Origin of the sequence: Legionella waltersii, assembly GCF_001468085.1 — a bacterium.
GTDB lineage: Bacteria > Pseudomonadota > Gammaproteobacteria > Legionellales > Legionellaceae > Legionella > Legionella waltersii.
Window position 1 is genome coordinate 21,748 of the sequence record NZ_LNZB01000041.1, and the last position, 23,898, is coordinate 45,645.

The following is a 23,898-nucleotide window of genomic DNA, read 5'->3' on the forward strand; positions in this document are numbered from 1 at the left end:
CGAAGCAGCGATCTTCTTATTGAGGTTACGCTGATGTCTATGTTTACTTTTGCCTTTGTAAAGCACTAAATGAACAGGCACTTGTTTTTCTTCAGTTAAGAGCGCATGCCCCAAATGGGCAGGTTTTCCCGTTGCTTGTTCAAAAAAAAGCGAGCTTAATTGCCAGGCCTGTGCATCCTCCGTAAGTACAAGGTTTTTATTGCGCAACCGTCCTACAAAATTCCACCCCATCTCACGAACAGCCATAAACCATGGGGCTCGAAATCCTCCATCAGTAACAATAATTGGGGTGGCACAAGAGGGTAAAATGGCTTTAAGATTCTTTAAAAACTGCTTGTGAACAACATGATTGTTCTCTTTTTTCTTAGGGTGACATTCCTCATAAAGCACAATAGAACGCCCTTTTACAGAAATGCTTGCTCTTAATAAATAGAGATTCGTTGTTGGATTGATACAACTCCAATCTACATGGATCCATGGGTTCATCCAGCTTGGAATTAATCGACAAGCCATTGCCTGATAAAATAATGGGCGCTCTTTATGAAGATGCTCATTTCCCAATAACCGGTTTACTTTCTCTATATTGCTGCTGGTCTTAGTTGGTGAGGGATCTTTTCTTCCTAGACCCGTTAAAAAAAGCGTGTTGTTGTTTGCTGCAGTATTGCAAGCCTTCATTAGGCAATCTAATCGTGTTTTATGAACAAAAGGTAATTCTTTTTCAAATTCTTTATGTAATAATGGCATCTGTTGCATGGTGGCGGTCTCATATTGTTTGTCGAAACGCTATTTGATCATAATCACCATGCACATTCAAATTTTTTAAATCATTTATTTTCAATAAGTTAAATCAATTATTCGTGTGGAACGCTCAGGGTCCGTCCCCAACATCGTAGTCTTATCCGCGATCGTAAGGGAGCGGATATATTTGTTAAACCTCTAACTCAGGCCGATTCTTAAAATATTCCAAAGCCTCTGGATTGGCCAAAGACTGCAAATTATTTACTTCCAGGTGATGCACTACTTGCCTTACAGCCAACTCAACTATTTTCCCACTCAATGTTCTAGGAATATCTGGTACTTGAAGTATGACTGCGGGAACATGTCTTGGAGAGGCGTTGCTTTTGATGGTAGTCTTAATTCTATCAATGAGCTGTTGATTAAGTTGTAGACCTTCTTTGAGTTTTACAAACAAAACCACTCGGACATCATCTTGCCAATCCTGGCCTATTACAATGCTATCTGCCACGTCCTCAATGGTTTCAACTTGTCTATAAATTTCAGCTGTCCCGATACGGACACCGCCAGGGTTTAAGACTGCATCAGAACGGCCATAGATAATTAAACCTTGATGAGCAGTCAGCTCAGCAAAGTCACCATGTGCCCATACACCCGGGAACCGTTCGAAATAGGCCCTCTTGTATGCACTTCGATCTTTGTCATTCCAAAACGCGACTGGCATTGAGGGAAATGGTTTTGTACAGACTAATTCACCACGTTTTTCTTTAATGGAGTGACCTTGTTCGTCAAAGATATCCACTTCCATCCCCAAACCGATGCATTGAAGCTCACCTCTGTATACTGGGAGAATGGGATTTCCCAACGCAAAACAAGAAATAATGTCTGTGCCACCAGATATGGAGCTTAATTGAATGTCGTCTTTTATGTGTTCATAAACAAAATCGTAGTTCTTGGGCAGTAAGGGGGAGCCAGTACTTAAAATCGTTCTTAATTTTGTTAGATCACAGTGACTCTTTGGTTGCACACCTGCTTTTTCAATCGCTGAAATAAATTTTGCACTGGTGCCGAAAACGCTGACTTTTTCGTTAGCAATGAGCTGGAACATTCGGTTATCTTCAGGATAGGTAGGACATCCTTCGTACAAAGTAATTGTGGCTCCTAGCGCCAAGGCTGATGCTGTCCAGTTCCACATCATCCAACCACAAGTCGTATAAAAGCATAAGTTATCCTCTGAACGGAGATCAGAGTGCAATCCCAACTCCTTTAAATGCTGAATCAGAGTTCCTCCAGCCCCATGTACAATGCACTTAGGTTTACCAGTAGTTCCTGAAGAAAACATAATGTAAACAGGGTGATCGAAGGGCAGGGAGGCAAATTCGCATTGTGTTGCTGGCTTAATAAAAGTTTCCCACTGCACAACTTTAGGTAATTCTTTGAATTGAAGTGTGTTATTAATAGTGGGGCAAATCACAATACGAGATAAAGAAGGCATAGCCTCATGTAATTTAACAATTTTATCATCAGCACTATGTTGTTTTCCTTGATATTGATGGCCATCACAAATAAATAGGACCTTGGGCTCAACCTGACCTAAACGATCAAGCGCGGCCTGTGCTCCAAAATCAGGTGAGCAGGAGGACCAGATGGCACCTAAAGAGGTTGTTGCCAGCATGGCAATGATTGTATGTGAAGTATTCGGCATCACACCTGCAACTCTATCCCCAACAGTAACGCCTATTGCTTTAAGCCCGGCAGCGCACTCTGCAACTTGTTTATGGAGTTCAGAATAAGTGATTACACACCGTTCATTGTCTTCATTTAAACTTACTAATGCAGGGTGATCATCATTTCGACTTAATAGCTTTTGCGCAAAATTGAATTGGGCGCCAGAAAACCACCTCGCCTCCATCATGTCGGCATAATAATTCAAAATTTGGTGTGGTGGGGTATCAAAAGTCAGTTTAAAAAAATCGCATAGACAACTCCAGAACGTTTCTGGATGCTTAACTGACCATGTATGTAATTCATTGTAATTATTAAAAATTTGACAGTGATTTTTAGCGGCAAACTCCATGAATTGCCACATTCTGCTTTTTTCGGGATGTTTTGGATTCCATACCATTTCATTCATGACGAACTATCTCTGCTGTTAGGATTAATTACACGGATTAGCTAATAACGCATTAGCTACTTTTGATTGATTTTTTTTACCAATGATCTTACAGATCATGTCACCTATGGTTACGACTTTGTATATATCTATACCAGTATCAATTCCTAAACCATGCATTAAGTAAAGCACGTCTTCAGTGGCAACATTTCCACTCGCTCCACGGGCATAGGGACAGCCACCTAGTCCAGCAACGGAGCTATCAAAACGATGAACACCGTATTGCAATGAGGCATGAATATTGGCTATTGCTTGTCCATAAGTGTCATGGAAATGCATGGACAGCTTGGAAATTGGGATGTTAGGGAGTATCAGATCTAATACCTTTTTTGTTTGGCCTGGGGTTCCTACACCAATAGTGTCACCAAGCGATACTTCATCCACTTCGTGCTCAAGAAGAATTTGGGTTAATTGGGCTACCTTCTCTGGTTTTACTTCTCCTTCGTAGGGACAACCTAAAACACAAGAAATATATCCTCTGACTTTTATTTGATTCGATTTTGCTAGCTGAATGACAGGCTTGAACCGTTCGATGCTCTCTTTAATCGAGCAATTGATATTCCGTTGATTAAACAATTCACTGGCAGCAGTAAATACAGCGATTTCCTTGACTCCGGCTGCCAGCGCTTTTTGCATTCCCTTTTCATTAGGTACAAGTGCTGAATAATGAACTTGCTTATTTTTAAGGATAGAGCGAAATACATCCTCGCCATCTGCCAGTTGAGGTATTGCTTTTGCGGATACAAAACTGGTGACCTCAATTTGTGTTAAGCCTGTTTGACTTAGCGCGTTGATGAATTCAATCTTGTTATCAGTAGGTACAAAAAAGGATTCATTCTGCAAGCCATCTCGAGGTCCTACCTCGATTATCGTCACCTGTTTTGGGTAGTCCATAGCCTTCTCTTACGTTTCGGATTCGCTGAGTGACAGTAGTTCAGCCCCTTCACTCACTTGTGAGCCAACGGAATAAAATACCTCAGATAATATGCCATCTATTGGTGCATGAATAGTGTGTTCCATTTTCATCGCTTCTAAAATAATGAGGCTGTCACCTGCCTTAACTTCATCGCCCTTGTTTTTTAATACAGCAACGACTGTTGCAGGCATCGGCGCTGTCAGTTGGCCTTTATGACTTGAAGCATGCGCATCCAATTTACTCCAACGATATCGTTCAATGGTTAAAATGCCATTTTCGGTATAAAAAGTAATAAGTGATGGTTTTGTTTCAAAATGAGCTTTAAGGTGCTGGTTGTTTGCCGAAATCATCAACTGTCCATCCGCAAAACGAGCATGGATCTGGAATTCTCTGTCCATTGTTTTTAGTGAGAACTGGCTATGATTAATGGGAGTTATTTCTGCTTCGATCATTGCACCATCCTGTTGATAGCGCCAGACCCAATGGCTTCTAAGATGCATTTGCCAGGCAAATGAGTCAGATAAAAGGGGGTCTGAATAAGATCGTTGAAGGATTAAATAATCCAAAGCGGTGGCTAAAAGAGTAGCCGACTCAACATCAGGAATGGGTAGTTCAATGGCTTCTTTTTCTAAGAAATCAGTGGATAGCTCAGCCTGTTTAAATTTAGGGTGCGAGCAAATGGCTTGTAGAAATGGGATATTCGTTTTAACACCACCAATCAGATAATGCCTAAGACTTTGCGATAAGCGTTGTAAAGCTTGCTCTCTGCTGTCTCCCCAAACAATTAATTTAGCGATCATAGGATCATAGAAGCGCGTAATCTCAGAGGCTACTGTGACGCCTGTATCTATCCGAACACCATCACCTTTCGGCTCTCGCAAATAATGGATCTGACCTATCGATGGTATAAAATGCTGATAAGGGTCTTCCGCATAAATACGGCACTCAATCGAATGTCCGTTCTCTTGAATTTGTTCTTGGCTAAGCGGCAGATGTTGGTTGGCGGCTATTTTTATTTGCCAAGATACAAGGTCCAGCCCTGTAATCATTTCAGTGACTGGATGTTCAACTTGTAGCCTAGTATTCATTTCCATAAAATAAAAATTGTCTTGGTCATCGACCAAAAACTCAACTGTACCTGCTCCACGATAATCAATAGACCGAGCCACTTCACAAGCTGCCTCAGATAGTTTTTTTCTTAAGGTTGCTGGTAAATTGGGGGCAGGGGCTTCTTCAATGATTTTTTGATGTCGCCGTTGAATTGAACAATCCCTTTCAAATAAGTGCACGACCTGACCATGATTGTCTGCCATGACTTGAAGCTCAACATGGCGTGGGTTGGTGATGAGTTTTTCAATAATCATTGTATCATCAGCAAATGAGGCCATGGATTCCCGTTTTGCCCCAGCTAATGCCTCGTGGAACTCCATCTCTTTATACACAGCTCGCATCCCTTTCCCGCCACCACCATTAGCTGCTTTTATTAATACAGGAAAGCCAATTTTTTTTGCAGCATCCAACAGTTGCTCTTCGCTTTGTCCTTTTCCATGGTACCCCGGGGTTAATGGAACAGCTGTCTTTTCAAGCAATTGTTTTGCGACTTGCTTTGAACCCATGGCTTCAATGGCTTTAATGGATGGGCCAATAAATACTATCCCAGCTTGTTCACATGCTTTTGCAAAATCTGGATTTTCAGATAAAAAACCATAACCTGGATGTATAGCTTGTGCTCCACATTCTTTAGCCACTTGAACAATTTTAGGTATATCCAAATAGCTTTCTTTGGCTGGTGCTTCGCCAATAAAATAAGCGCTGTCTGCTTGTCTAACGTGTAAGCTGTCCCTATCTGCCTCAGAATACACTGCAACGGCATGTATACCCATAGAGTGGGCGGTCTTAATAATTCGGCAGGCTATTTCGCCTCTATTCGCAATGAGAATTTTATCAAACATGGTTTAAACCTTTGTTCCAATTTGGTGTTTCTTTATTTAAAAATGCTTTTAAACCTTCTTGACCTTCGGCGGATACACGTTTTTGTGCGATCAGTGTAGCAGTATAATGGACCAGCTTTTCGTCAATGACTGCAGAGGCCACTTTCTCAACTAATTCTTTAGAGGCTTTTACTGCTTCAGGGGCATTCTGAGCGATCTGATTAGCGAAGTTCAGCGTAAATTCCAGTAATTGATCCTCTGGGACGCAATGTTGAATTAGATTGATGGCATGTGCTCTGCTTGCGTCAATAATCTCAGCGCTCATAAACAGCATTTTTGACATTCTTTCACCAATCGCTTTGACCACATAGGGGCTAATGACGGCTGGGATGAGACCAAGTTTTACCTCTGAAAAACAAAATCGCGCGTTATTGGCTGCGATTGCTATATCGCAAGCAGCAATTAAACCAGCACCACCACCGTAGGCAGAGCCTTGGACCATCGCAATAGTGGGTTTCGGGGAGTGATGTAAATGGTACATTAAATTGCCTAATACTAAGGAATCTTGCAGATTTTCTTGTTCAGAAAATGAAACCATACTCTGCATCCATTCCAGATCAGCCCCGGCTGAGAAATGCTTTCCATTGGCCTTTAGGATAATGACGCGAACTTTACTATCAGCAAACGCAATATCAAGTGTCTTCATCATGTCTGAAAGCAATTGGTTATTGAACGCATTGTTCTTACTTGTGCGATTCAAAGTAATTAAACCAATTTTACCCTGTTGTTCGTATAATAATTCACTCACTGGTTTATCCTCTTACATGCGAAACACGCCGAAATGCGTTGGAAGAATTGGTGCATTTAGTGCGGCAGACAGTCCTAAACCTAGAACAATTCTGGTGTCTTTGGGAGCAATAACCCCATCATCCCATAGTCGTGCACTTGCATAATATGGATTTCCTTGAGATTCATATTGAGCGCGCATCTGCGCTTTGAATGCTTCTTCTTCTGAGATTGGCCACTCTTTGCCTTGTTTACCGTACTTATCTCTATTCACTTGGGCTAGAACATTGGCCGCTTGCTCACCTCCCATGACTGAAATACGTGAGTTTGGCCATGTCCATAAAAAGCGAGGGCTGTAGGCTCGTCCGCACATGGCGTAATTTCCCGCACCAAAACTACCTCCCACAAAAACAGTAAGTTTTGGTACATTTGCGTTTGCTACAGCAGTTACCATTTTAGCGCCATGCTTTGCTATCCCTGACGCTTCGTATTTGGAGCCCACCATAAATCCAGTAATATTTTGTAGAAATATCAACGGAATTTTGCGCTGACAACACAATTCAACAAAATGGCTGCCTTTGAGAGCGCTTTCACCGAACAAAATTCCATTATTACCAATTATACCCACTGGATAACCATATAAGCGTGCAAATCCACAAACCAGAGTAGTTCCAAATAACGCTTTGAACTCATCAAATTCAGAACCATCCACGATGCGGGCAATCACTTCACGAATGTCAAATGGCTTCCTTAAATCACAGGGAACGATACCATTTAATTCTTCAGTATCATAAACGGGGGGAACTGTGTCTATTCGGTCGAGAGTCACCGACTTTTTTCGATTCAAATTGCTTACAACGACTCTTGCTAAATGCAGTGCATGAGAGTCATTTTCAGCATAATGATCGGCCACACCCGAGTGCCTGCAGTGGACATCTGCTCCTCCCAGCTCTTCTGCGCTGATTATTTCTCCAGTCGCTGCTTTAACTAAAGGTGGTCCACCAAGGAAAATAGTGGCTTGATTTTTCACCATAATGGATTCATCTGCCATAGCGGGGACATAGGCCCCTCCTGCTGTACAGGATCCCATTACGACAGCAATTTGAGGTATATTTAATGCGGACATTTGAGCTTGATTGAAAAATATACGACCATAATGTTCTTTATCAGGAAATACTTCATCCTGTCGGGGGAGAAAAGCCCCTCCAGAGTCAACTAAATAAACACAGGGCAAGTGGTTTGTTAGTGCAATTTCTTGTGCTCTTAGGTGTTTTTTTACGGTCAACGGATAATAGGTCCCTCCTTTTACCGTTGGGTCATTAGCAACGATGACACACTCAACTCCTGACACGTGACCTATACCCGTAATGATTCCAGCAGCTGGAACATTGTCTTCATAAGTCTGATAGGCTGCCAGCTGTGAAAACTCAAGAAAAGGAGCTCCTGGATCTAATAATTGTCGGAGTCGTTCTCGAGGTAGTAATTTTCCATACTGTGTATGCCTAGCCCGAGCTTTATCATCACCTCCTAAGGCAATTCGATGAATCGTGCTCTGGAGATCCTCAACTAGGGTCTGCATTGCTTGCTGATTGGTTTTAAATTCTTGGCTCGCAGGATTGATTTGCGTAGTGAGCTTAGCCATAGTTTATCCTTACTGAATCAAAATATCGCTGAGGACAATAATAGTCCAAACAACCCAAACAATTGGCAGAAAATGAGGCATGTCTTTACCTTTTATCACGCGATAGAGCATTGCAGGTATACCCACAATGATAATTGGCAAAATCATAAGAACTATTATTTTTCTAATGATGAGTCCCCAACCAGTTTGGCTAAATATCGGGGTTAATTTGAGGTTAACGTAAAGGAAAAAGGTATCAATGTATACCACAAGACTATGTGCGTATTTAGCAAAAAACACAATCAATAAACTTGCGAATAGGTAAATAAGGCTATGTCTTAGCATGTACTTCCTTTCATTTTAATGCAGAGGACACCTCAGTATTCGTACTGAAGTGTCTTTTGTTGTGATTTACAACAATTCAATTGCCATTGCTGTTCCTTCTCCACCGCCAATGCATAATGAAGCGACACCTCGGCGTTTATTGTTTTGCTTCAAAGCATTTAGCAGTGTTACAAGGATACGAGCTCCTGATGCACCAATTGGATGCCCTAATGCGCATGCACCACCATAAATGTTTACGTGCTCAGGGTTAAGTTCCAATTGAGTCATTGCTGCCATCGTTACTACAGCAAAAGCTTCATTGATTTCATACAAGTCAACGTCGTTTTGATTCCAGTTCGCTTTATTCATTACTTTGCGGATAGCATCAACTGGAGCTGTAGTAAACCATTCAGGAGCTTGGGCGTGACTGGCATGAGCAACAATCCTAGCTATTGGTTTAATTCCACGTTTTTCTGCAGTAGTTGCACTCATAATAATTAAACTAGCTGCTCCGTCTGAAATTGAGCTAGAGTTTGCTGCTGTCACGGTTCCATCTGCTTGAAAAGCGGGTTTCAATTGAGGAATTTTAGCCAGCTTAGCTTCGTCAGGCCCCTCATCTGTATTGACAGTGATATCTCCTTTACGAGTGGATAGAGTAACAGGAGTAATTTCAGCACTAAATAGTCCTGATTCAATTGCTTTAAGTGCTTTAGTCATTGAGCGTTGTGCAAACTCATCTTGTTGATCTCGAGTAAAGTTGTAGTGCTTAGCAGTAGCTTCAGCAAAGCATCCCATTAACTGTCCACGCGTGTAGGCATCTTCTAGACCATCTAAAAACATGTGATCCTTGATTTCACCATGTCCAAGTCGATAGCCTGCTCTTGCTTTAGCGAGTAAGTAGGGAGCGTTTGTCATGCTTTCCATGCCGCCAGCAAGAATGACATTTGCTGTACCTGCTTTAATTAAATCATGGCCAAACATCACGGATTTCATTCCTGAGCCACACATTTTATTAATTGTTGTCGCACCAGTAGAGTTTGGTATTCCTGCTTTAATCGCTGCTTGTCTTGCTGGAGCTTGACCAATACCAGCTTGTAATACACAACCACTGATGACCTCATCGATTTCTGCTGGACTGATACCTGATTCGGATAAAACGGCCATGTGTGCGACAGCACCTAATTCTGGCGCAGTAAGTGCTGATAAAGTACCAAGCATTGCTCCCATGGGAGTTCTTTTTGCTGCAACAATAACTACATCATTATTTTCCATGCCATTATTCCTTATAATGTTTCTTTAAAAAGTTCCCTTCCGATTAACATTCTTCTAATTTCAGAAGTTCCTGCTCCAATTTCATAAAGCTTGGCATCTCGTAATAAACGACCTGTAGGATATTCGTTAATATATCCATTACCGCCGAGGGTTTGTATTGCTTGTAATGCCATTTGAGTTGCTTTTTCCGCTGTATACAGAATGACTCCAGCGGCATCCTTACGACTCACTTTTCCATTGTCACACGCTTTTGCAACGGAATACAAATAGGAGCGACAGGCATTTAATTCGGTGTACATATCGGCTAATTTACCCTGAATGAACTGAAATTCACCGATAGCCTGATTAAATTGCTTGCGCTCATGCACATAGGGTAAAACCACATCCAAACAAGCTTGCATAATACCTACAGGACCTGCTGCGAGAATGGTACGTTCGTAATCAAGTCCACTCATCAGCACTTTCACCCCTTGATTTAGGGTGCCAAGAACATTTTCTTGTGGCACTCTGCATTGTTCAAACACTAATTCACAAGTATTCGAACCTCGCATTCCTAATTTATCAAGCTTTTGGGCTGTTTTAAAACCAGGCATGCCTTTCTCAATGATAAATGCAGTTATCCCTTTACTCTCAGCTTGTTTATCGGTTTTGGCATAAACCACTAAGACGTCTGCATCAGGGCCATTGGTAATCCACATTTTGGTACCATCTAAAACATAATGATCGCCAGCAGGTTTTGCATGCAATTGCATACTCACAACATCAGAGCCTGAATTGGACTCACTCATGGCTAAGGCACCGATGAACTCGCCGCTAATAAGTTTAGGCAGATATTTCTGTTTTTGCTTGTGATTTCCATTTAAATAAATCTGATTCACACAAAGGTTAGAGTGAGCCCCATAGCTAAGTCCAACAGAAGCTGATGCTCTAGATATTTCTTCCATAGCAATGGCATGAGCAAGGTAGCCCATGTTTGCTCCGCCATATTCTTCGCTGACTGTAATTCCCAATAATCCCATGTCTCCTAACTTGCGCCAGAGGTGATTTGGGAAAGTATTGCTCTCATCAATTTTTGCAGCAAAGGGGGCAATTTCAGCTCTTGCGAATTGGTAAACGCTATCACGAAGCATGTCGTAGGTATCGCCCAATTGGTAGTCTAAGCCTGTGTACATGGAGTACTTCCTGTTCCGTTGATAAATACGCAGACTATACCCAAACGCGGGATGTTTGTCACCTTGATGGCTTCTTCTAAAACAAACTATTTTAAAATGAATCTTTACCTTGTAATAAAAATCACCTAATCTTGCCTTAGCGTTTAGAGAGAGGAGTATGGCTCATGCGAAAGCTTGTTTTATGGGGACATAGAGCTGAAGATTACTTAGAAATGTTTGATTTATCACAAGCAGAAATTGAATCAGGAATTTTGGAGTACGGTTGTGGACCGAGCGCAGTAAACTCCCAATTGACTAAGATGAAGAAACAAATAGTGAGCTGCGATCCTTTATTTGTTTTAGATAAAGACACCTTGTCTTCTAAAGCAAAAATGATTTTTGCCAATATGGCAGATGAAATAAAACAACATCAAGATCAGTTTGATTTTTCGTCCAGTGGTGGCTTTGAGAAATTATTGGATAAAAGACAACGAGGAATGCAGGATTTTTTTGCCGATTTCAGCAATGGTAAAAAGGAGGGGAGATACTTAGGCATCAATGACTACCACTTACCTTTTGCAGATTTTACGTTTGAATTTGCTTTAAGCCCACATTATTTCTTTGCTGATTTAGATGAGCAAACGGTTGATTTTCATTTGATTGTTATTCGCGAATTAGCGAGAATTGCTAAGGAAGTTCGACTATTTCCGCTCGTGGACCGGGAAGGCAAAATGTCTGACTTTTTAGGTCCCGTTTTACTTGGTCTTCAACAAGAGAATTATGGTGTAGAAGTCAGGGAGGTCTCTTTTCATCTTCATAAATCAGGAAATGCCATGTTAAGAGTATGGGCACAAGAGTGTGTTGTGTGAAATGGATGTAAAAAATAAGGAATATTAAAATGGCGAAAGATTCAAATGAACAAAAAAAATCCCCCACTTGGGTTAAGCATCTACTAACATCTCTTTCAGGAATAGGGATTACTTCAGCGATTGTTTGGTTTGCAACTGGAATGCCTATCGCCCCTATTTTAGTTGAGTCATTTCCAGTAGGTGTGTACGTAGGAGTTTTTTTTACATTTGCTGCGATTAGTGTGCTGAATTTAACCCCCTTTGCTATGGCTGCCATTTATTTTAGTGTTGTCGGAGCCTTGGTTGGGGCAGGTGTTGTTGGTTTGACTCTATTGGCATCCAAATTCATGAACTCTAAAAACGTCAATGAAGACAGTAGTGATTTTGAATTGGAAGATGAAAGCGAGGAACTCTCCTCTGAAAGTGACGAGGAGAGTTCTGAGAACAATGAAAATACCAAGAGCTTTTGGAGTCGATATTATGGTTTAGGGGTGAATTTCATGGTAAGTTCTTTAGCCTCTGCTGGAGTGAGTTTATTGATTCCAAACGTACTTGTCTCCTTTGCTGTAATTCCCACCTTTTTGGCGGGTGTGCTCACTGGGCTTTTAGCGTTCCCATTTGCTGCCTCTGTCGAGCTTCTAGGGGTGTTGGCACTGCCTTTTGCAGCTGCCGGATTTAGTTTAAGCGCTCTTGTTACTGGAGCAACTGCGTATCTTTGCTTAAGAAATGACAATGATGCCACCTCTCCACAAGGGGATATCAACGAAGAGCTTCACTTTGAACATGAAGATGATTTCGGGCTTACTAAAAGTTCTCCATTAAGTCAATTAAGTAGGAAAAGGGATCAAAATGTTGAAGCCCATTCCGAACATGACTTGTCAAAAGAGGGCTCATCCAAACCCCTCTTTGAACGACAAAATCGAGATGAAAGACGTTCTTCACCTAAAAATTTACAAGATGATGCGGAGTCTTGTTGTGGTTTAAGTTGGAGCTCCTGATGTACTCTTTATTACGACCATTTTTATTCCATCTTGATGAAGAGAGGGCCCATGGCTTAGCACTGCATGCACTTCATTACGTACCTAAAGGTTTTTTTCCCGATCCTATTGGTCAAGCTGTGCATGCATTGGGTCTGGTTTTTCCCCATCCGGTTGGACTTGCCGCAGGGTTGGATAAAAATGGTGAACACATCGATGCTTTAGCAAAACTGGGATTTTCCTTTATTGAAATTGGCACAGTAACTCCACGACCGCAAGAAGGAAATCCAAAACCTAGGTTATTTAGGCTTCCTGAAGCACAAGCGATTATTAATAGAATGGGATTTAATAATCATGGAGTTGATGCTCTCGTAGAAAATGTAAAAAAGAGTCGTTACAAGGGGATTTTAGGAATCAACATTGGTAAAAATAAAGACACCGATCTTAACAAAGCGATAGATGATTACTCCTATTGCTTAGAAAGGGTTTATCAATATGCTTCTTACGTGACCATTAATATTTCGTCACCAAATACCCCCGATTTGCGTCAACTTCAGCAAAAGGACTATTTGTCAGCGCTTTTAACGGGACTTCAAGCTCAACAGGAGAAACTGGCAGAGAAACATGAGAAACACGTTCCTTTGGTTGTCAAAGTGTCTCCCGATGAAACTGACGAGGTGCTTAAGGAAATGACAGAAGTTATCTTACAATCCAGCATTGAAGGGATTATTGCCACGAACACAACGTCTGCCCGTGATGCCGTAAAGAATCTTCACCATGGCCAAGAGCAGGGGGGGCTCAGTGGCCCACCAGTATTTGATCAGTCGACAAGATGTTTGCGTTTGCTAAAAGAGTACGTTGGAGATGCGCTAACTTTGATTGGTGTCGGTGGTATACATAGTGCGAAAACTGCTGAAGAAAAACTAAGAAGCGGGGCTGCTATAGTTCAGGTCTATACAGGCTTGATCTATCAGGGCCCTCATTTAATTCGTGATATTGTTTCTAGTATTGCGCAAACTAGTATGCACAGCAGAGGGGAGCACTCAATTAGCCACCGATGAATGGTTGAATGATCTACTTTCAGGCCACGCTCAAGAGCAAGCTCCTCAACATCACGATAACTCAAAGAATAGGCCAGGTACCATCTGACAAGCATCAATATAATATCCCGTTTGAAATGTCTCCATTTTAAACTAAGCATCTTCAAACACCAAAAAATCTGGAACCTCTACCAGAGTCTGTAATTTTCTGCGATAAAACCCTAGTCATTTATCAATTATTAGAGACAATTATCAGAGAATTATTAGAGAATTGAAATAGTGCAAAAATTGAACTAAATTTAATTGTAGTAATTACTAATTTAATATTTAGGAAATAGAATTTATGTTTGCTAAGTTTAAGTCAAAGAAAAGCCCCCAAACTAAGAGAATAGCTTTTGTAGATATTGATGATACAATCATTAAAAATGGAAAACTTAATCAAGAAGTTGTTGAAAAGTTGAAAGATGGAAACTACGACCAAATTATTCTATTTTCTCAAAGATCACGACAAGTTCAGGTTGAAAATTTGAAACACAGGTATTTTTATGTGCAAAATTCAAATAGTAATGAACTTATTACCACTTCTCAAGTTGTAGATGCATTAACAAATGAACTAAAACCAAAAAAGCCCATCAAAGTATCATCGTCAGCGGATACCGCTTTTGGTAAGCCAATGGAGTATTATAAAAGTAAATTAAAGTCCTTCGAGGATAAGTTATTCAAAGCGTTTTCAAACCAAAAAGAGTTAGGGATGGAAGCCCCTGATATATCAGCATTTAAAAAAGAAATAGAAGAGGATGAGGAGGCTATAAAAAAACGATTTGGTGAACATCCTCTGACTAAAGAAGAGCAGTACAAATCCTTGGCTGAAAGTCTGGGCCCAGATGTAGAAATCGATTTTTTTGATGATTCTTATGCGAATCTAAAAGGAGTATATAACGATCCTACTATAGAAAAGAAACCAAATTTATATTCAGTTTATAAAGGTAAGGTGGAATCATGGGGGGAGAGTCATTATAAAGAAATTAAAGAGATAGGTCAGCTTTTAACGGATATCAACACTCTAAGAAAAAGCCTACAGAAAATTGAGAGATCCCTGGATGCTCCTGAGGATAAAAGGACTATGGCACACCAAGCATTAATGAAAATAAAACAATTCGATGAGGATTATTCAAAATCCAAGAGGTTTTGGGATACCCCTTCTGATGAATTGGTATCGGTGAAGCAAATTATTAAATCGAGAGGTCTTGAGAGTGATCTTGAATCACTTCATGAAACAGTTAAACTTAGTGAATCGTGCCACCTTAGAGGAAGGAGTAATAGGGCCTCACCCCAGGATTTCGAGAAATTTAAACAAACTCAAGTTGGGTTGAGACAATTAGTGACAGACTTAAGAAGTGATGCCATTTCGCCCCCAGCACCTCCGGATTCTCAGACAAGTGAAGACGAAACTAGTAAACAACAACTTCACTAAGGTCAATTAGTTTTCATAACTTGCTATGGTTAAAAACAAACAGACCAAAGTGAAAAAAACTAGGGAGTTTAGATAGACTAAATGACCCGATTGAAATCTATATTTAACGAAGAGATTGGAGTTTTTCGTAAGCATTTCAAGCACCCAGTGCTCCCCATAAAATAGATAACTTCGAACAATCATCCCATCCGCCCTTTGTGCAAGCTTCTCCCCATTCCTGGGGCGAAGGGAAAATTGAAGGGAGTTATTTAGAAGCCCTGTAAGAGCTTATTTTGGATTGTTTCGTTTTATTGGCACTCCGGCGTAATTCCAGTTACAATAAGGGCCGTTTACCCACACTATTCTAAATCAGTAATGAAGCACTCAAACATCATTAAAACCAGCGTGTTGTACAAACGCTTACTAAGTTATGTCAAACCGTTCTGGCTGGTGTTAGTGCTGGGCATTTTAGCTAATATACTCTACTCAGGAATTGATGCGGGTTTTACTTATCTTACTAAGTTTTTTTTAGATAAAAGCTTTATTTCCGTGGATCTGGATTTTGTGAAGAAAATTCCTTTTATTGTTTTAGTGGGAATTACTTTGCGGGGACTAGTCAGTTCCCTGGGTAGCTATTGCATGACTTGGGTTGCACGTTCAGTTGTTAAAGTATTAAGACAAGTGGTGTTCTCACACATTTTACGTTTACCTGCTGATTATTACGATGAAGCAACATCGGGACAGTTGTTGTCGAAAATTCTCTATGATGTGGAACAGGTCGCACAGGTCAGTGCGGATGCATTAACCGATTTTATTCAGAATGTGTGTTTGGTTATTGGGCTACTTACGGTCATGATGGTGATTTGCTGGCAGTTATCACTCATGTTTCTCGTGACAGTGCCATTTGTGGGTATTATTGTAAATTACACCAATAAACGTGTACGCCGTATTAGTCATTGTGTGCAGAAAACCATGGGAGAGGTCACTGAAATTGCGAGTGAAGCGATTGAGGGCTATCAAGTTGTGCGCATTTTTGGTGGTGAAAAGTACGAAACCAATAAATTCAATCAAGCTACTGAACATTCTCGGCAAAATGACATGAAAGTAGCCATGAGTAAGGCTATTAATGTCTCTGGGGTGCAACTAGTTATCGCGATTGGAATTGCCATGATCATCATGGCGGCAATTCATTTATCGGCAGTCATAACGGTTAGTGCTGGATCGTTTTTGGCAATCATGGCGGCCATGTTGCAGTTAATTAAGCCTATGAAAACCTTAACTACATTGAATGCAACCATCCAAAGAGGATTGGCTGGAGCAGAGAGTGTGTTTAATTTATTGGATTTACCCATTGAGTCAGACAAAGGGGTAATTCTCGACAGAAAGTCTCGTGGTGAAATCGAGTTTAAGCATGTTTCTTATGCGTATAGGCAAGGGCAAACGGTATTGCATGACGTGAGTTTTTTAATTGAGGCTGGGTCTTCAGTCGCACTCGTAGGTCATTCTGGCAGTGGTAAAACGACCATAGCTAGTTTGCTGCCCCGCTTTTACGAGTTAAATTCCGGCAGCATTTATTTAGATGGGATATCCATCGATAAAATCAGCTTAATTAACTTAAGAGAACAAATGTCTCTAGTTAGTCAACAAGTCACACTATTTAACGATTCAATTGCTAATAACATTGCATATGGTCGTGAAGATATCTCACGGGACCAAGTCATTCAAGCGGCGAAATTAGCCTATGCGGATGAGTTTATCCGTCAGCTTCCAGAAGGCTATGACACGCGGGTTGGTGAAAATGGAGTTCTTCTGTCCGGGGGACAGAGACAACGAATAGCAATTGCAAGAGCTATTCTAAAAGATGCACCCCTATTAATTTTAGATGAAGCAACCTCTGCATTGGACAGTGAATCTGAATTCTATATTCAAAAAGCACTCGAACAAGTGATGAGGAATAGAACAAGTATTGTTATTGCTCATCGCCTATCAACGATAAAAAATGTAGATAAGATCATTGTCATGCAACATGGCCGTGTTGTTGAACAAGGTAGTCACCAAGAACTCCTAGAGCTTAATGGTCATTATTGCCAATTGTACAAGGTACAACAGATTGATAATCGTCATGAGGAAGTCGTTGTATAATGTCATTTCTAATTGAAAAAATATGGTACGGCAATAGTCGCATCAAATGGTTCCTGTGGCCCTTTTCCCTCATTTATAAAGGAATCATTACAATTAGACGTCAGTATTTGGAACAGTTTAAACAATGCAACTTCGCTATACCCATCATCGTTGTCGGCAATATCACTGTTGGTGGTGTCGGTAAAACCCCTCTGGTTATTGAGCTAGCCAGAAGAATGCTGGATCGGGGGCTTAAGGTCGGAATTGTTAGTCGTGGATATGGCGCTCAAATGAAACATTTTCCACATGAAGTTAAGCGATTCGATTCTGCCGATCAAGTAGGTGATGAACCTTTACTCATAGCCAAGAAGGTGAATTGTCCTGTGGTTATTGATCCAGATCGCGTCGCTGCTGTTCAATACTTAATGGATCACCATTCAGTACAGTTGGTTATCAGTGATGATGGTTTACAGCACTATCGCATGGGTCGTACCATTGAGTTAGCGCTTATCGATGGTTTAAGGGGATTAGGTAATAGACTCTGTTTGCCAGCGGGACCTTTGCGTGAATCGGATAGTCGTTTGAATGAAGTCGATTTTGTCATTGTGAATGAAGGGGAATGGAAAAACGCTTATTCAATGAAATTAAGTCCTGGAAAAATCATTAATCTGTCGACTCAAGAGGAACTTAGTGTAGAGCAATTGTCGAAGGAGGTTGCTGCTGTTGCTGCTATAGGTAATCCACAACGCTTTTATTCGACATTAAGCAAGATGGGAATAAAATTTAACGCATATTCTTACCCAGATCATTACCAATTTACTTCATATGATTTAAACTATCGCGAATCTCTGGTCATCATGACCGAGAAGGATGCAGTAAAATGTCAATCATTTAATTTAGATAAGCTGTGTGTTTTACCAGTAGAAGCAAGATTAAGTGACGATTTTTGGGATGCATTGTGGTCACATCAACTGTTAAAAGGTTATTGCTAAAATGATGCCAAAACGAATTTGGTTTTTGTTGTTTTCAGTGTGTATTTTTGTAAATGGACTAGTGTTTGCTGCTGATGAAGCGAGCGAGGAACAAACGACTCAACACGTTGAACCTCAAGTAGCAAGCTGGATTTTTACTGGAATGGTTGCTAACGAAAGTGGTGATCAATACGGGTATTTTTTCCAATTGCAAAAACAGGGGAACGAATTTTATGCAAAATCAGCTTTAATCGATGGTCAGACCAATCAGTTAATTCTATTTTATGAAGGCAAAGAATTGATTCAAGATCCATCCACACTGAATTGGCGTATAGGCAGAGCCTTTATTCGCTACAATCCAATTAATTCGCGGTGGGTTTTTGGAGTGAAATCACAAGACGATAAAGGATTTAACTTTAAAGTGGACATGCTGAAACAAGACAATAATAAAAATGAAATACTGACACTTCGACCCGGTGTTGAGTTACAAGCATCACAATCTAGCCAGTTAAATGGACATATTCAAACAGGGACATCAAATAAAGAAGAGTTTGTTACTGGTAATAATGCTTGGTTTGCTAAATTATGGTACAGCAAAGACCAACGTACTGCTCATGGTATTCACACAACGTTTTGTAGACTGGGCAATAACAGTGGATTTTATTCGGCTAATTTAAAGGAAACTGATGCGACTAGAGCCGCAATCGCTGTATGGAGAGATGCGGCTGGTAATAATGTCAAAATGTCGCAATTTATATCCGTTAAGCCTCAGGCCGATAATCAATGCTTGTTATCAGTGGCTTTACCAAAACTGTCCTTAAGATTAATAAATGCTTTAAAGCAAGAAGAAAATTCCCCAATTGCTATTGCAGGGTTCTCGAAAAAAGATCCGAAAGATTTTTGTTTTGTTACTGAACAACAATTTAAGAAAGTAGAAGTGCCAAAGCCAGCTGAGTCTGCTAAGGGCGCTGCTTAGTTTAAGTATTTTATCTGCTCCATTACGATCAGGGACCGGTTGGCGCTATGGAGTATGGGTAGACGTATGGTGGAAGCATGGGGACGGACCCCAGTGGGGTCCGTCCCCATGCTTATGTGGTCCCCGTGCTCCATAGTTTACTCAGAGCCGGGGCCGTACGGGAGCCGACTACTGCAATTAAAATTTAATGGCATTAGACGATTGGAGAATCGCGTTGCTGCTGACAGGACCACTGCTTTGCATTGGTCTGAAATAAGCAGATGCGTTAGATTTTGGTTCAGGCATAAATCCAAATACCGCTAATCCTTTTTTATGCGATGCCGTGTCAACTTTACTGAATGATGGTGTCACATCACTTGGAATCTTAGTACTGTCACAACCAGCCTCTTTTCTAACGGATAAGACAACTGATTCAAGACCTTGAATTAATTGAGTGACATCGCTAAGAGTAGCTTCTTCTTGCTGAAAAACAGTAACATACTCCCTAGGCTTTTACTTCTTTTCTGGTAAAAAAGAAGCTAAAGTACTGGCCAAGATCAATGCGAATGGAACGATTAACAGTCCGGTTTGATAATCATTTAACGTATAATGACCGTGATTGTTGTTTAGCAGATCTAGAATATACCCGACTAAGGGTTGTAAAAGCGGTGCTGATAGCATTGCAATAGTATTAGTAAAGCCAGTGCATGTCGATAAAAATTGTGCTGGTGCTAGTTCGTTGGAAATTGAGTAAGCGAGCATATAGGCACCACAAGTCAAACCAATGGTGAAAAGAAGTAAACCCATCGTAAAGTAGCTTTGAATCGGCGAATAAAGACAAATTAGCAACAATAGTGCAGTTGATAAACAAGAGAAATGGATTATTGGTTTACGCTTGTTTAAGCGCGTAGAAAGGTAACCTAATACAGGACAACTAAGGCCAGCACCCAACAAAGTCATTGAGGTTAGGATACTTGCTTGCTCAAGCGAACAATTCATTTTTAATTGCAAGAAGGGGACTGCCCACATCGCAGAAAATACAGTGATCACAGAAAACTCTAGACAAACAAACAAACCATTAATCCAAGCCAACCCATTTTTAGTGATCGACAGAAGTTGACCACCGTAGTTTATGGGTTTTGCCGGCAAGGGTTTGCTATTCGGGATGAATAACCAACACAAGAAGGCAATAATAAAACCAGAAAACCCAGCTGAATAAATGAATGACCTCCATCCAAATTGGGTTATAAATGATCCCATCCCAATCATTCCAATGACAGTGAGAGTAAATCCCAATGTTTCAGATAAACCAATCATGAAAGCGTATTGCTTTATCGGGAAATGCTCTCTAAGTTGATGACTTAAACCAACAAACGCAAAAGCAGAACCCATACCAATTACCAGGCGTCCTAAGATTAATTGACCAAAACTTTCACCAGAAGCAAATAAGAAACAACCTAATGCACATAGACAAGCATTAATCGTAATCAGCCAACGAGCGTTGTAACGGTCAAATAGGATGCCGACTGGGATTTGCAAGCTTGTGTAGACGTAATAGAACGAACTAGACAGAAGTCCTGCATTAAGTGCTGATAGGTGTTGTTCATGCATAATTGCACCAATCACAATTCCTGAGGACAGCTGTAAGAAAAATTGAAAGAGGAGAAACATAACTCCAACCAACCATAGGATGATTTGCCGGCTTTGAATCGGTGCGTTTTGTGTACTAGTCATAGGATGGCGATATAAAATGTTTAAATATATAGCATTGAGCATCAGGTGTAAATTTAAAAAGTGAATCTCTTGTAAAGTGAATCGCTATAGGTTACAAAAGATAAGTTGAATCACCGTTCTACCTACATCGACTTAGGTGCAAAATGAATCTAAGAGACCTACATTATTTTGTTGTTCTTGCAGAAATCAAGCATTTTGGAGAGGCAGCAAACCGATGTTTTGTAAGTCAACCTACCCTTAGTATGCAAATCAAAAAGTTAGAAGATTCATTAGGTGTGATTCTGTTTGAGAGAAACAATAAACAAGTGCTCTTAACCGATCAAGGGAAGCAATTATTGGAGAAGGCTCGAAAAGTATTGCTTCTTGTAGATGACATGAAGGATCTAGCAAGAGAATCATCGGATCCATTTTCGGGGGATTTACGGCTTGGGGTTATCCCTACGGTTTCGCCCTATTTATTACCTTTAGTTATGTCAGAGCTTAATCATCTTTTTCCAAAGTTAAAAATATGGTTAATTGAAGAGCAAACCCATCGTTTAATTACTGAACTCGAGCATGGCAATATCGATGCTGCAATAATGGCTGTCCCAGTTGAGGCTTCTTTTGAATACCGATTGTTGTATGAAGAGGAGTTTTACTTTGCTTGCTCAAGAGCAAACTCGTTGTCTGAAAATGATGTTATCCAAATGACTGATCTAAGTAATCAGAGGGTTATGTTATTAGCAGAAGGTCATTGCTTACGTGATCAAGCAATGGCTGTTTGCCAATTAGCTCGGGCGAATGATATCGCTGATTTTACTGCAACTAGCCTAGAGACATTAAGATTGATGGTTCAAGCTGGAATGGGGGTAACTCTTCTGCCCGCTTTATCGGTTAAAACCAGCAATACTCCTAACCTTGTATGCAGACCTTTCGCAAAGCCTGCACCACTCCGCTGCTTAGCCCTGTATTGGAGAAAAAGCACCCCTAAAAGAGAGTGTTTAGGTGCCATTAGCGATGTCATTACAGCACAGGTTCATGATGCTATGAAATCGGGTGAATTTTAATGAGCATTCCAATGTGTTGATGGTCAAAATAGTACATTTCTCCACCTTTGACCCTAGCCGTTTGCGATACAGTAAAAGACTTGTCTGGAAAGCTTGGTGGTGAGCATTGGAGTTCGGCATTTACGGAATAATAACTACTTTGCACGACCTTTAAAGTACCTTCAATCTGCCATCCTTTGGTATCAATTTTCGGAAGCACGATCTTGCTTTGGTTTTTTGCCGGCTGCTTCCAAGAAAAATGACCGAGCACTTGATAGTTTGAGCGTCTACTGAGTAAATAATTTTGGTCTTTAAGCCCTGAGAGAGTGGGGGACATAATTTGATAGGTGCTGTTCGTTTTGTTGCCTATTCCAAGAGGTATGGCATTTTGGTGAGCTGTTACAAAAGGAATGGTTGTATCCAAGGCAGATTCATTAATGTTTGATTGTGGATTGGCAAAAATAATCAAGTCGACTTGATAGTTTGTTGCTGCCAATGTCAAACTCGAGAAGATTAAACATAGTTTTAAAAGAACAAATCGAATCATGATGAATTTATTGTTAGTGTGTTAAATGATATCTACAGGACTTATGAAAAGCCGCAAGGTCAAAAAAACTTTTTAATGAAGGGGTTTAGATGTACTAAATGACCGAATTAAAAATGTCTTTTAACGAAGTGCTTGGGTTTTTTCGTAAGTCCTGATCCTATTACATAAGATAATACAAATCCAACTTCTTATTCCACAACTATATTTGGGAATTTATCCGCATAATTGATTGGTTTTTTGCTCAACTCAATGACCGCACGCATCGCTGTATCTCTGAAGGCATTTGATAGCTTGTTAGAGGTGAGGGTCGCTGTAGGTATTCCTGCATCACAGTCTTCCCTAACTTGGCTGGCTAAAGGCAATTGACCTAACAAAGAGCAATTGTAATCCTTGCAAAGCGCTTCTGCGCCACCTTCTCCAAAGATAGGCTCTGCATGACCACATGCGCTGCATTGGTGAATAGACATGTTCTCAATAACTCCAAGCACATCAATGTTGGTTTTACTAAACATGGTTATGGCCTTCTGAGCATCGAGAGTGGCTACGTTTTGTGGGGTGGTAACAACAATAGCGGCAGTAAGGGGAATTTTCTGTACCAAAGTCAGCTGTATATCGCCTGTACCAGGGGGTAAGTCAATAAAAAGATAATCAAGGTTATCCCAGAGAGTAATATCCAACATCTGGATCAAGGACTTAGCAAGCATGGGGCCTCTCCAAATCAGGGCTTGATTAGAGTCGGTCAAATAGCCTATAGACATAGCCTGAACTCCATGGGCATGAACAGGCAAGTAGAAATTGTCTTGTATTTGGACTTCTTCTGATTGTCCAAGCATTAATGGCATGCTTGGTCCATAAATGTCGGCGTCTAAGATTCCAACACGAGCTCCGAGTTTCGCTAAAGCAGTCGCTAAGTTAACAGTAACGGTGGATTTGCCTACTCCACCCTTGCCCGATGCAATTGCAATAGTGTTCTTTACTCCCCGTAACCCTTTGCCTACCATTTGCGTTTTGTGGGCTTTGATGAATTCTTGGCAGCTTATTGTGGTCGTGTAGTGTGGAAATTCTTTTGTAAGAATGGATTGTAGAGTTGGGATGATCTGATCTTCTAAATATTGTTTGGGAAAGCCAGTGTTAATCAAGACAGTAATCTGATCATTTGCACACTGTACCTCGTATTTGCAATTCATTTCGGACAATGACAGATTCAAAATAGGGTCTTTAATGGTTTCAATACGCTGAGAAATTGTTGTAGGTAATGACATAGTTGGAAATCGGTAATTAATTAATGCTTAATGATAACTCAGCTTCTATTGGACGA

At 40.6% G+C, this 23,898-nt stretch carries 20 protein-coding genes; 8 read left to right on the plus strand and 12 right to left on the minus strand.

Going from position 1 to position 23,898, the window contains the following annotated elements; translation table 11 throughout:
* The 9 genes from Lwal_RS08785 to Lwal_RS08825 all read right to left on the minus strand — a co-directional run.
* The coding region (locus Lwal_RS08785) for an IS4 family transposase (protein WP_193787226.1) at window positions 1-753 on the minus strand (753 nt) is incomplete at its 3' end.
* A gap of 175 nt (window positions 754-928) precedes the next feature.
* Window positions 929-2,869 (minus strand): acetoacetate--CoA ligase, encoded by a 1,941-nt coding sequence (locus Lwal_RS08790; RefSeq protein WP_058480429.1) that lies wholly within the window; start codon window positions 2,867-2,869, stop codon window positions 929-931.
* 24 nt (window positions 2,870-2,893) lie between these two features.
* The gene (locus tag Lwal_RS08795) at window positions 2,894-3,802 is read right to left on the minus strand and encodes a hydroxymethylglutaryl-CoA lyase (protein WP_058480430.1); all 909 of its coding nucleotides are present in this window, start codon (window positions 3,800-3,802) and stop codon (window positions 2,894-2,896) included.
* Window positions 3,803-3,811: 9 nt separating this feature from the next.
* The gene (locus Lwal_RS08800) at window positions 3,812-5,776 is read right to left on the minus strand and encodes an acetyl/propionyl/methylcrotonyl-CoA carboxylase subunit alpha (RefSeq protein ID WP_058480431.1); all 1,965 of its coding nucleotides are present in this window, start codon (window positions 5,774-5,776) and stop codon (window positions 3,812-3,814) included.
* Complete coding sequence (locus tag Lwal_RS08805; RefSeq protein ID WP_058480432.1) at window positions 5,769-6,563, minus strand: enoyl-CoA hydratase-related protein; 795 nt, start codon at window positions 6,561-6,563, stop codon at window positions 5,769-5,771. Before Lwal_RS08805 ends, Lwal_RS08800 begins: the two co-directional genes overlap by 8 nt.
* Window positions 6,564-6,575: 12 nt before the next feature.
* Window positions 6,576-8,183, minus strand: a complete 1,608-nt coding sequence (locus Lwal_RS08810; protein ID WP_058480433.1) for a carboxyl transferase domain-containing protein — start codon at window positions 8,181-8,183, stop codon at window positions 6,576-6,578.
* Between the two features lie 9 nt (window positions 8,184-8,192).
* Window positions 8,193-8,507, minus strand: coding sequence for a hypothetical protein (locus Lwal_RS08815; RefSeq protein ID WP_058480434.1), 315 nt, complete (start codon window positions 8,505-8,507; stop codon window positions 8,193-8,195).
* Between the two features lie 66 nt (window positions 8,508-8,573).
* Window positions 8,574-9,758, minus strand: coding sequence for an acetyl-CoA C-acyltransferase (locus tag Lwal_RS08820; protein ID WP_058480435.1), 1,185 nt, complete (start codon window positions 9,756-9,758; stop codon window positions 8,574-8,576).
* Between the two features lie 11 nt (window positions 9,759-9,769).
* On the minus strand, window positions 9,770-10,930 hold the full coding sequence (locus Lwal_RS08825; protein ID WP_058480436.1) for an isovaleryl-CoA dehydrogenase: 1,161 nt from the start codon (window positions 10,928-10,930) through the stop codon (window positions 9,770-9,772).
* 164 nt (window positions 10,931-11,094) lie between these two features.
* Here Lwal_RS08825 and Lwal_RS08830 point away from each other — a divergent pair, with 164 nt between their 5' ends.
* The 7 genes from Lwal_RS08830 to Lwal_RS08860 all read left to right on the plus strand — a co-directional run bounded on the left by Lwal_RS08830 (window position 11,095) and on the right by Lwal_RS08860 (window position 19,295).
* Window positions 11,095-11,778 (plus strand): hypothetical protein, encoded by a 684-nt coding sequence (locus Lwal_RS08830; RefSeq protein ID WP_058480437.1) that lies wholly within the window; start codon window positions 11,095-11,097, stop codon window positions 11,776-11,778.
* A gap of 29 nt (window positions 11,779-11,807) precedes the next feature.
* Window positions 11,808-12,755: an ECF transporter S component family protein gene (locus Lwal_RS08835; protein ID WP_058480438.1), complete on the plus strand. Its 948-nt coding sequence runs from the start codon at window positions 11,808-11,810 to the stop codon at window positions 12,753-12,755.
* On the plus strand, window positions 12,755-13,795 hold the full coding sequence (locus Lwal_RS08840; RefSeq protein WP_058480439.1) for a quinone-dependent dihydroorotate dehydrogenase: 1,041 nt from the start codon (window positions 12,755-12,757) through the stop codon (window positions 13,793-13,795). The genes Lwal_RS08835 and Lwal_RS08840 overlap by 1 nt, the downstream gene beginning before the upstream one ends.
* Window positions 13,796-14,117: 322 nt before the next feature.
* The gene (locus Lwal_RS08845; RefSeq protein ID WP_058480440.1) at window positions 14,118-15,248 is read left to right on the plus strand and encodes a hypothetical protein; all 1,131 of its coding nucleotides are present in this window, start codon (window positions 14,118-14,120) and stop codon (window positions 15,246-15,248) included.
* Between the two features lie 354 nt (window positions 15,249-15,602).
* The gene (msbA, locus tag Lwal_RS08850) at window positions 15,603-17,369 is read left to right on the plus strand and encodes a lipid A export permease/ATP-binding protein MsbA (protein ID WP_058480441.1); all 1,767 of its coding nucleotides are present in this window, start codon (window positions 15,603-15,605) and stop codon (window positions 17,367-17,369) included.
* A complete protein-coding gene (gene lpxK, locus Lwal_RS08855) occupies window positions 17,369-18,340 on the plus strand; it encodes a tetraacyldisaccharide 4'-kinase (RefSeq protein ID WP_058480442.1) in 972 nt (323 codons plus the stop codon). Before msbA ends, lpxK begins: the two co-directional genes overlap by 1 nt.
* Window position 18,341: 1 nt before the next feature.
* Complete coding sequence (locus Lwal_RS08860) at window positions 18,342-19,295, plus strand: hypothetical protein (RefSeq protein ID WP_058480443.1); 954 nt, start codon at window positions 18,342-18,344, stop codon at window positions 19,293-19,295.
* A gap of 492 nt (window positions 19,296-19,787) precedes the next feature.
* Here Lwal_RS08860 and Lwal_RS08865 read toward each other — a convergent pair whose 3' ends face one another.
* Complete coding sequence (locus Lwal_RS08865) at window positions 19,788-21,008, minus strand: MFS transporter (RefSeq protein WP_083500077.1); 1,221 nt, start codon at window positions 21,006-21,008, stop codon at window positions 19,788-19,790.
* Window positions 21,009-21,151: 143 nt separating this feature from the next.
* Here Lwal_RS08865 and Lwal_RS08870 point away from each other — a divergent pair, with 143 nt between their 5' ends.
* Window positions 21,152-22,054, plus strand: a complete 903-nt coding sequence (locus Lwal_RS08870) for a LysR substrate-binding domain-containing protein (protein WP_058480444.1) — start codon at window positions 21,152-21,154, stop codon at window positions 22,052-22,054.
* Here Lwal_RS08870 and Lwal_RS08875 read toward each other — a convergent pair.
* A complete protein-coding gene (locus tag Lwal_RS08875; protein WP_058480445.1) occupies window positions 22,032-22,580 on the minus strand; it encodes a CsiV family protein in 549 nt (182 codons plus the stop codon). The genes Lwal_RS08870 and Lwal_RS08875 overlap by 23 nt on opposite strands.
* A gap of 188 nt (window positions 22,581-22,768) precedes the next feature.
* Window positions 22,769-23,842, minus strand: coding sequence for an iron-sulfur cluster carrier protein ApbC (gene apbC, locus Lwal_RS08880; protein WP_058480446.1), 1,074 nt, complete (start codon window positions 23,840-23,842; stop codon window positions 22,769-22,771).
* Between the last annotated feature and the right edge of the window lie 56 nt (window positions 23,843-23,898).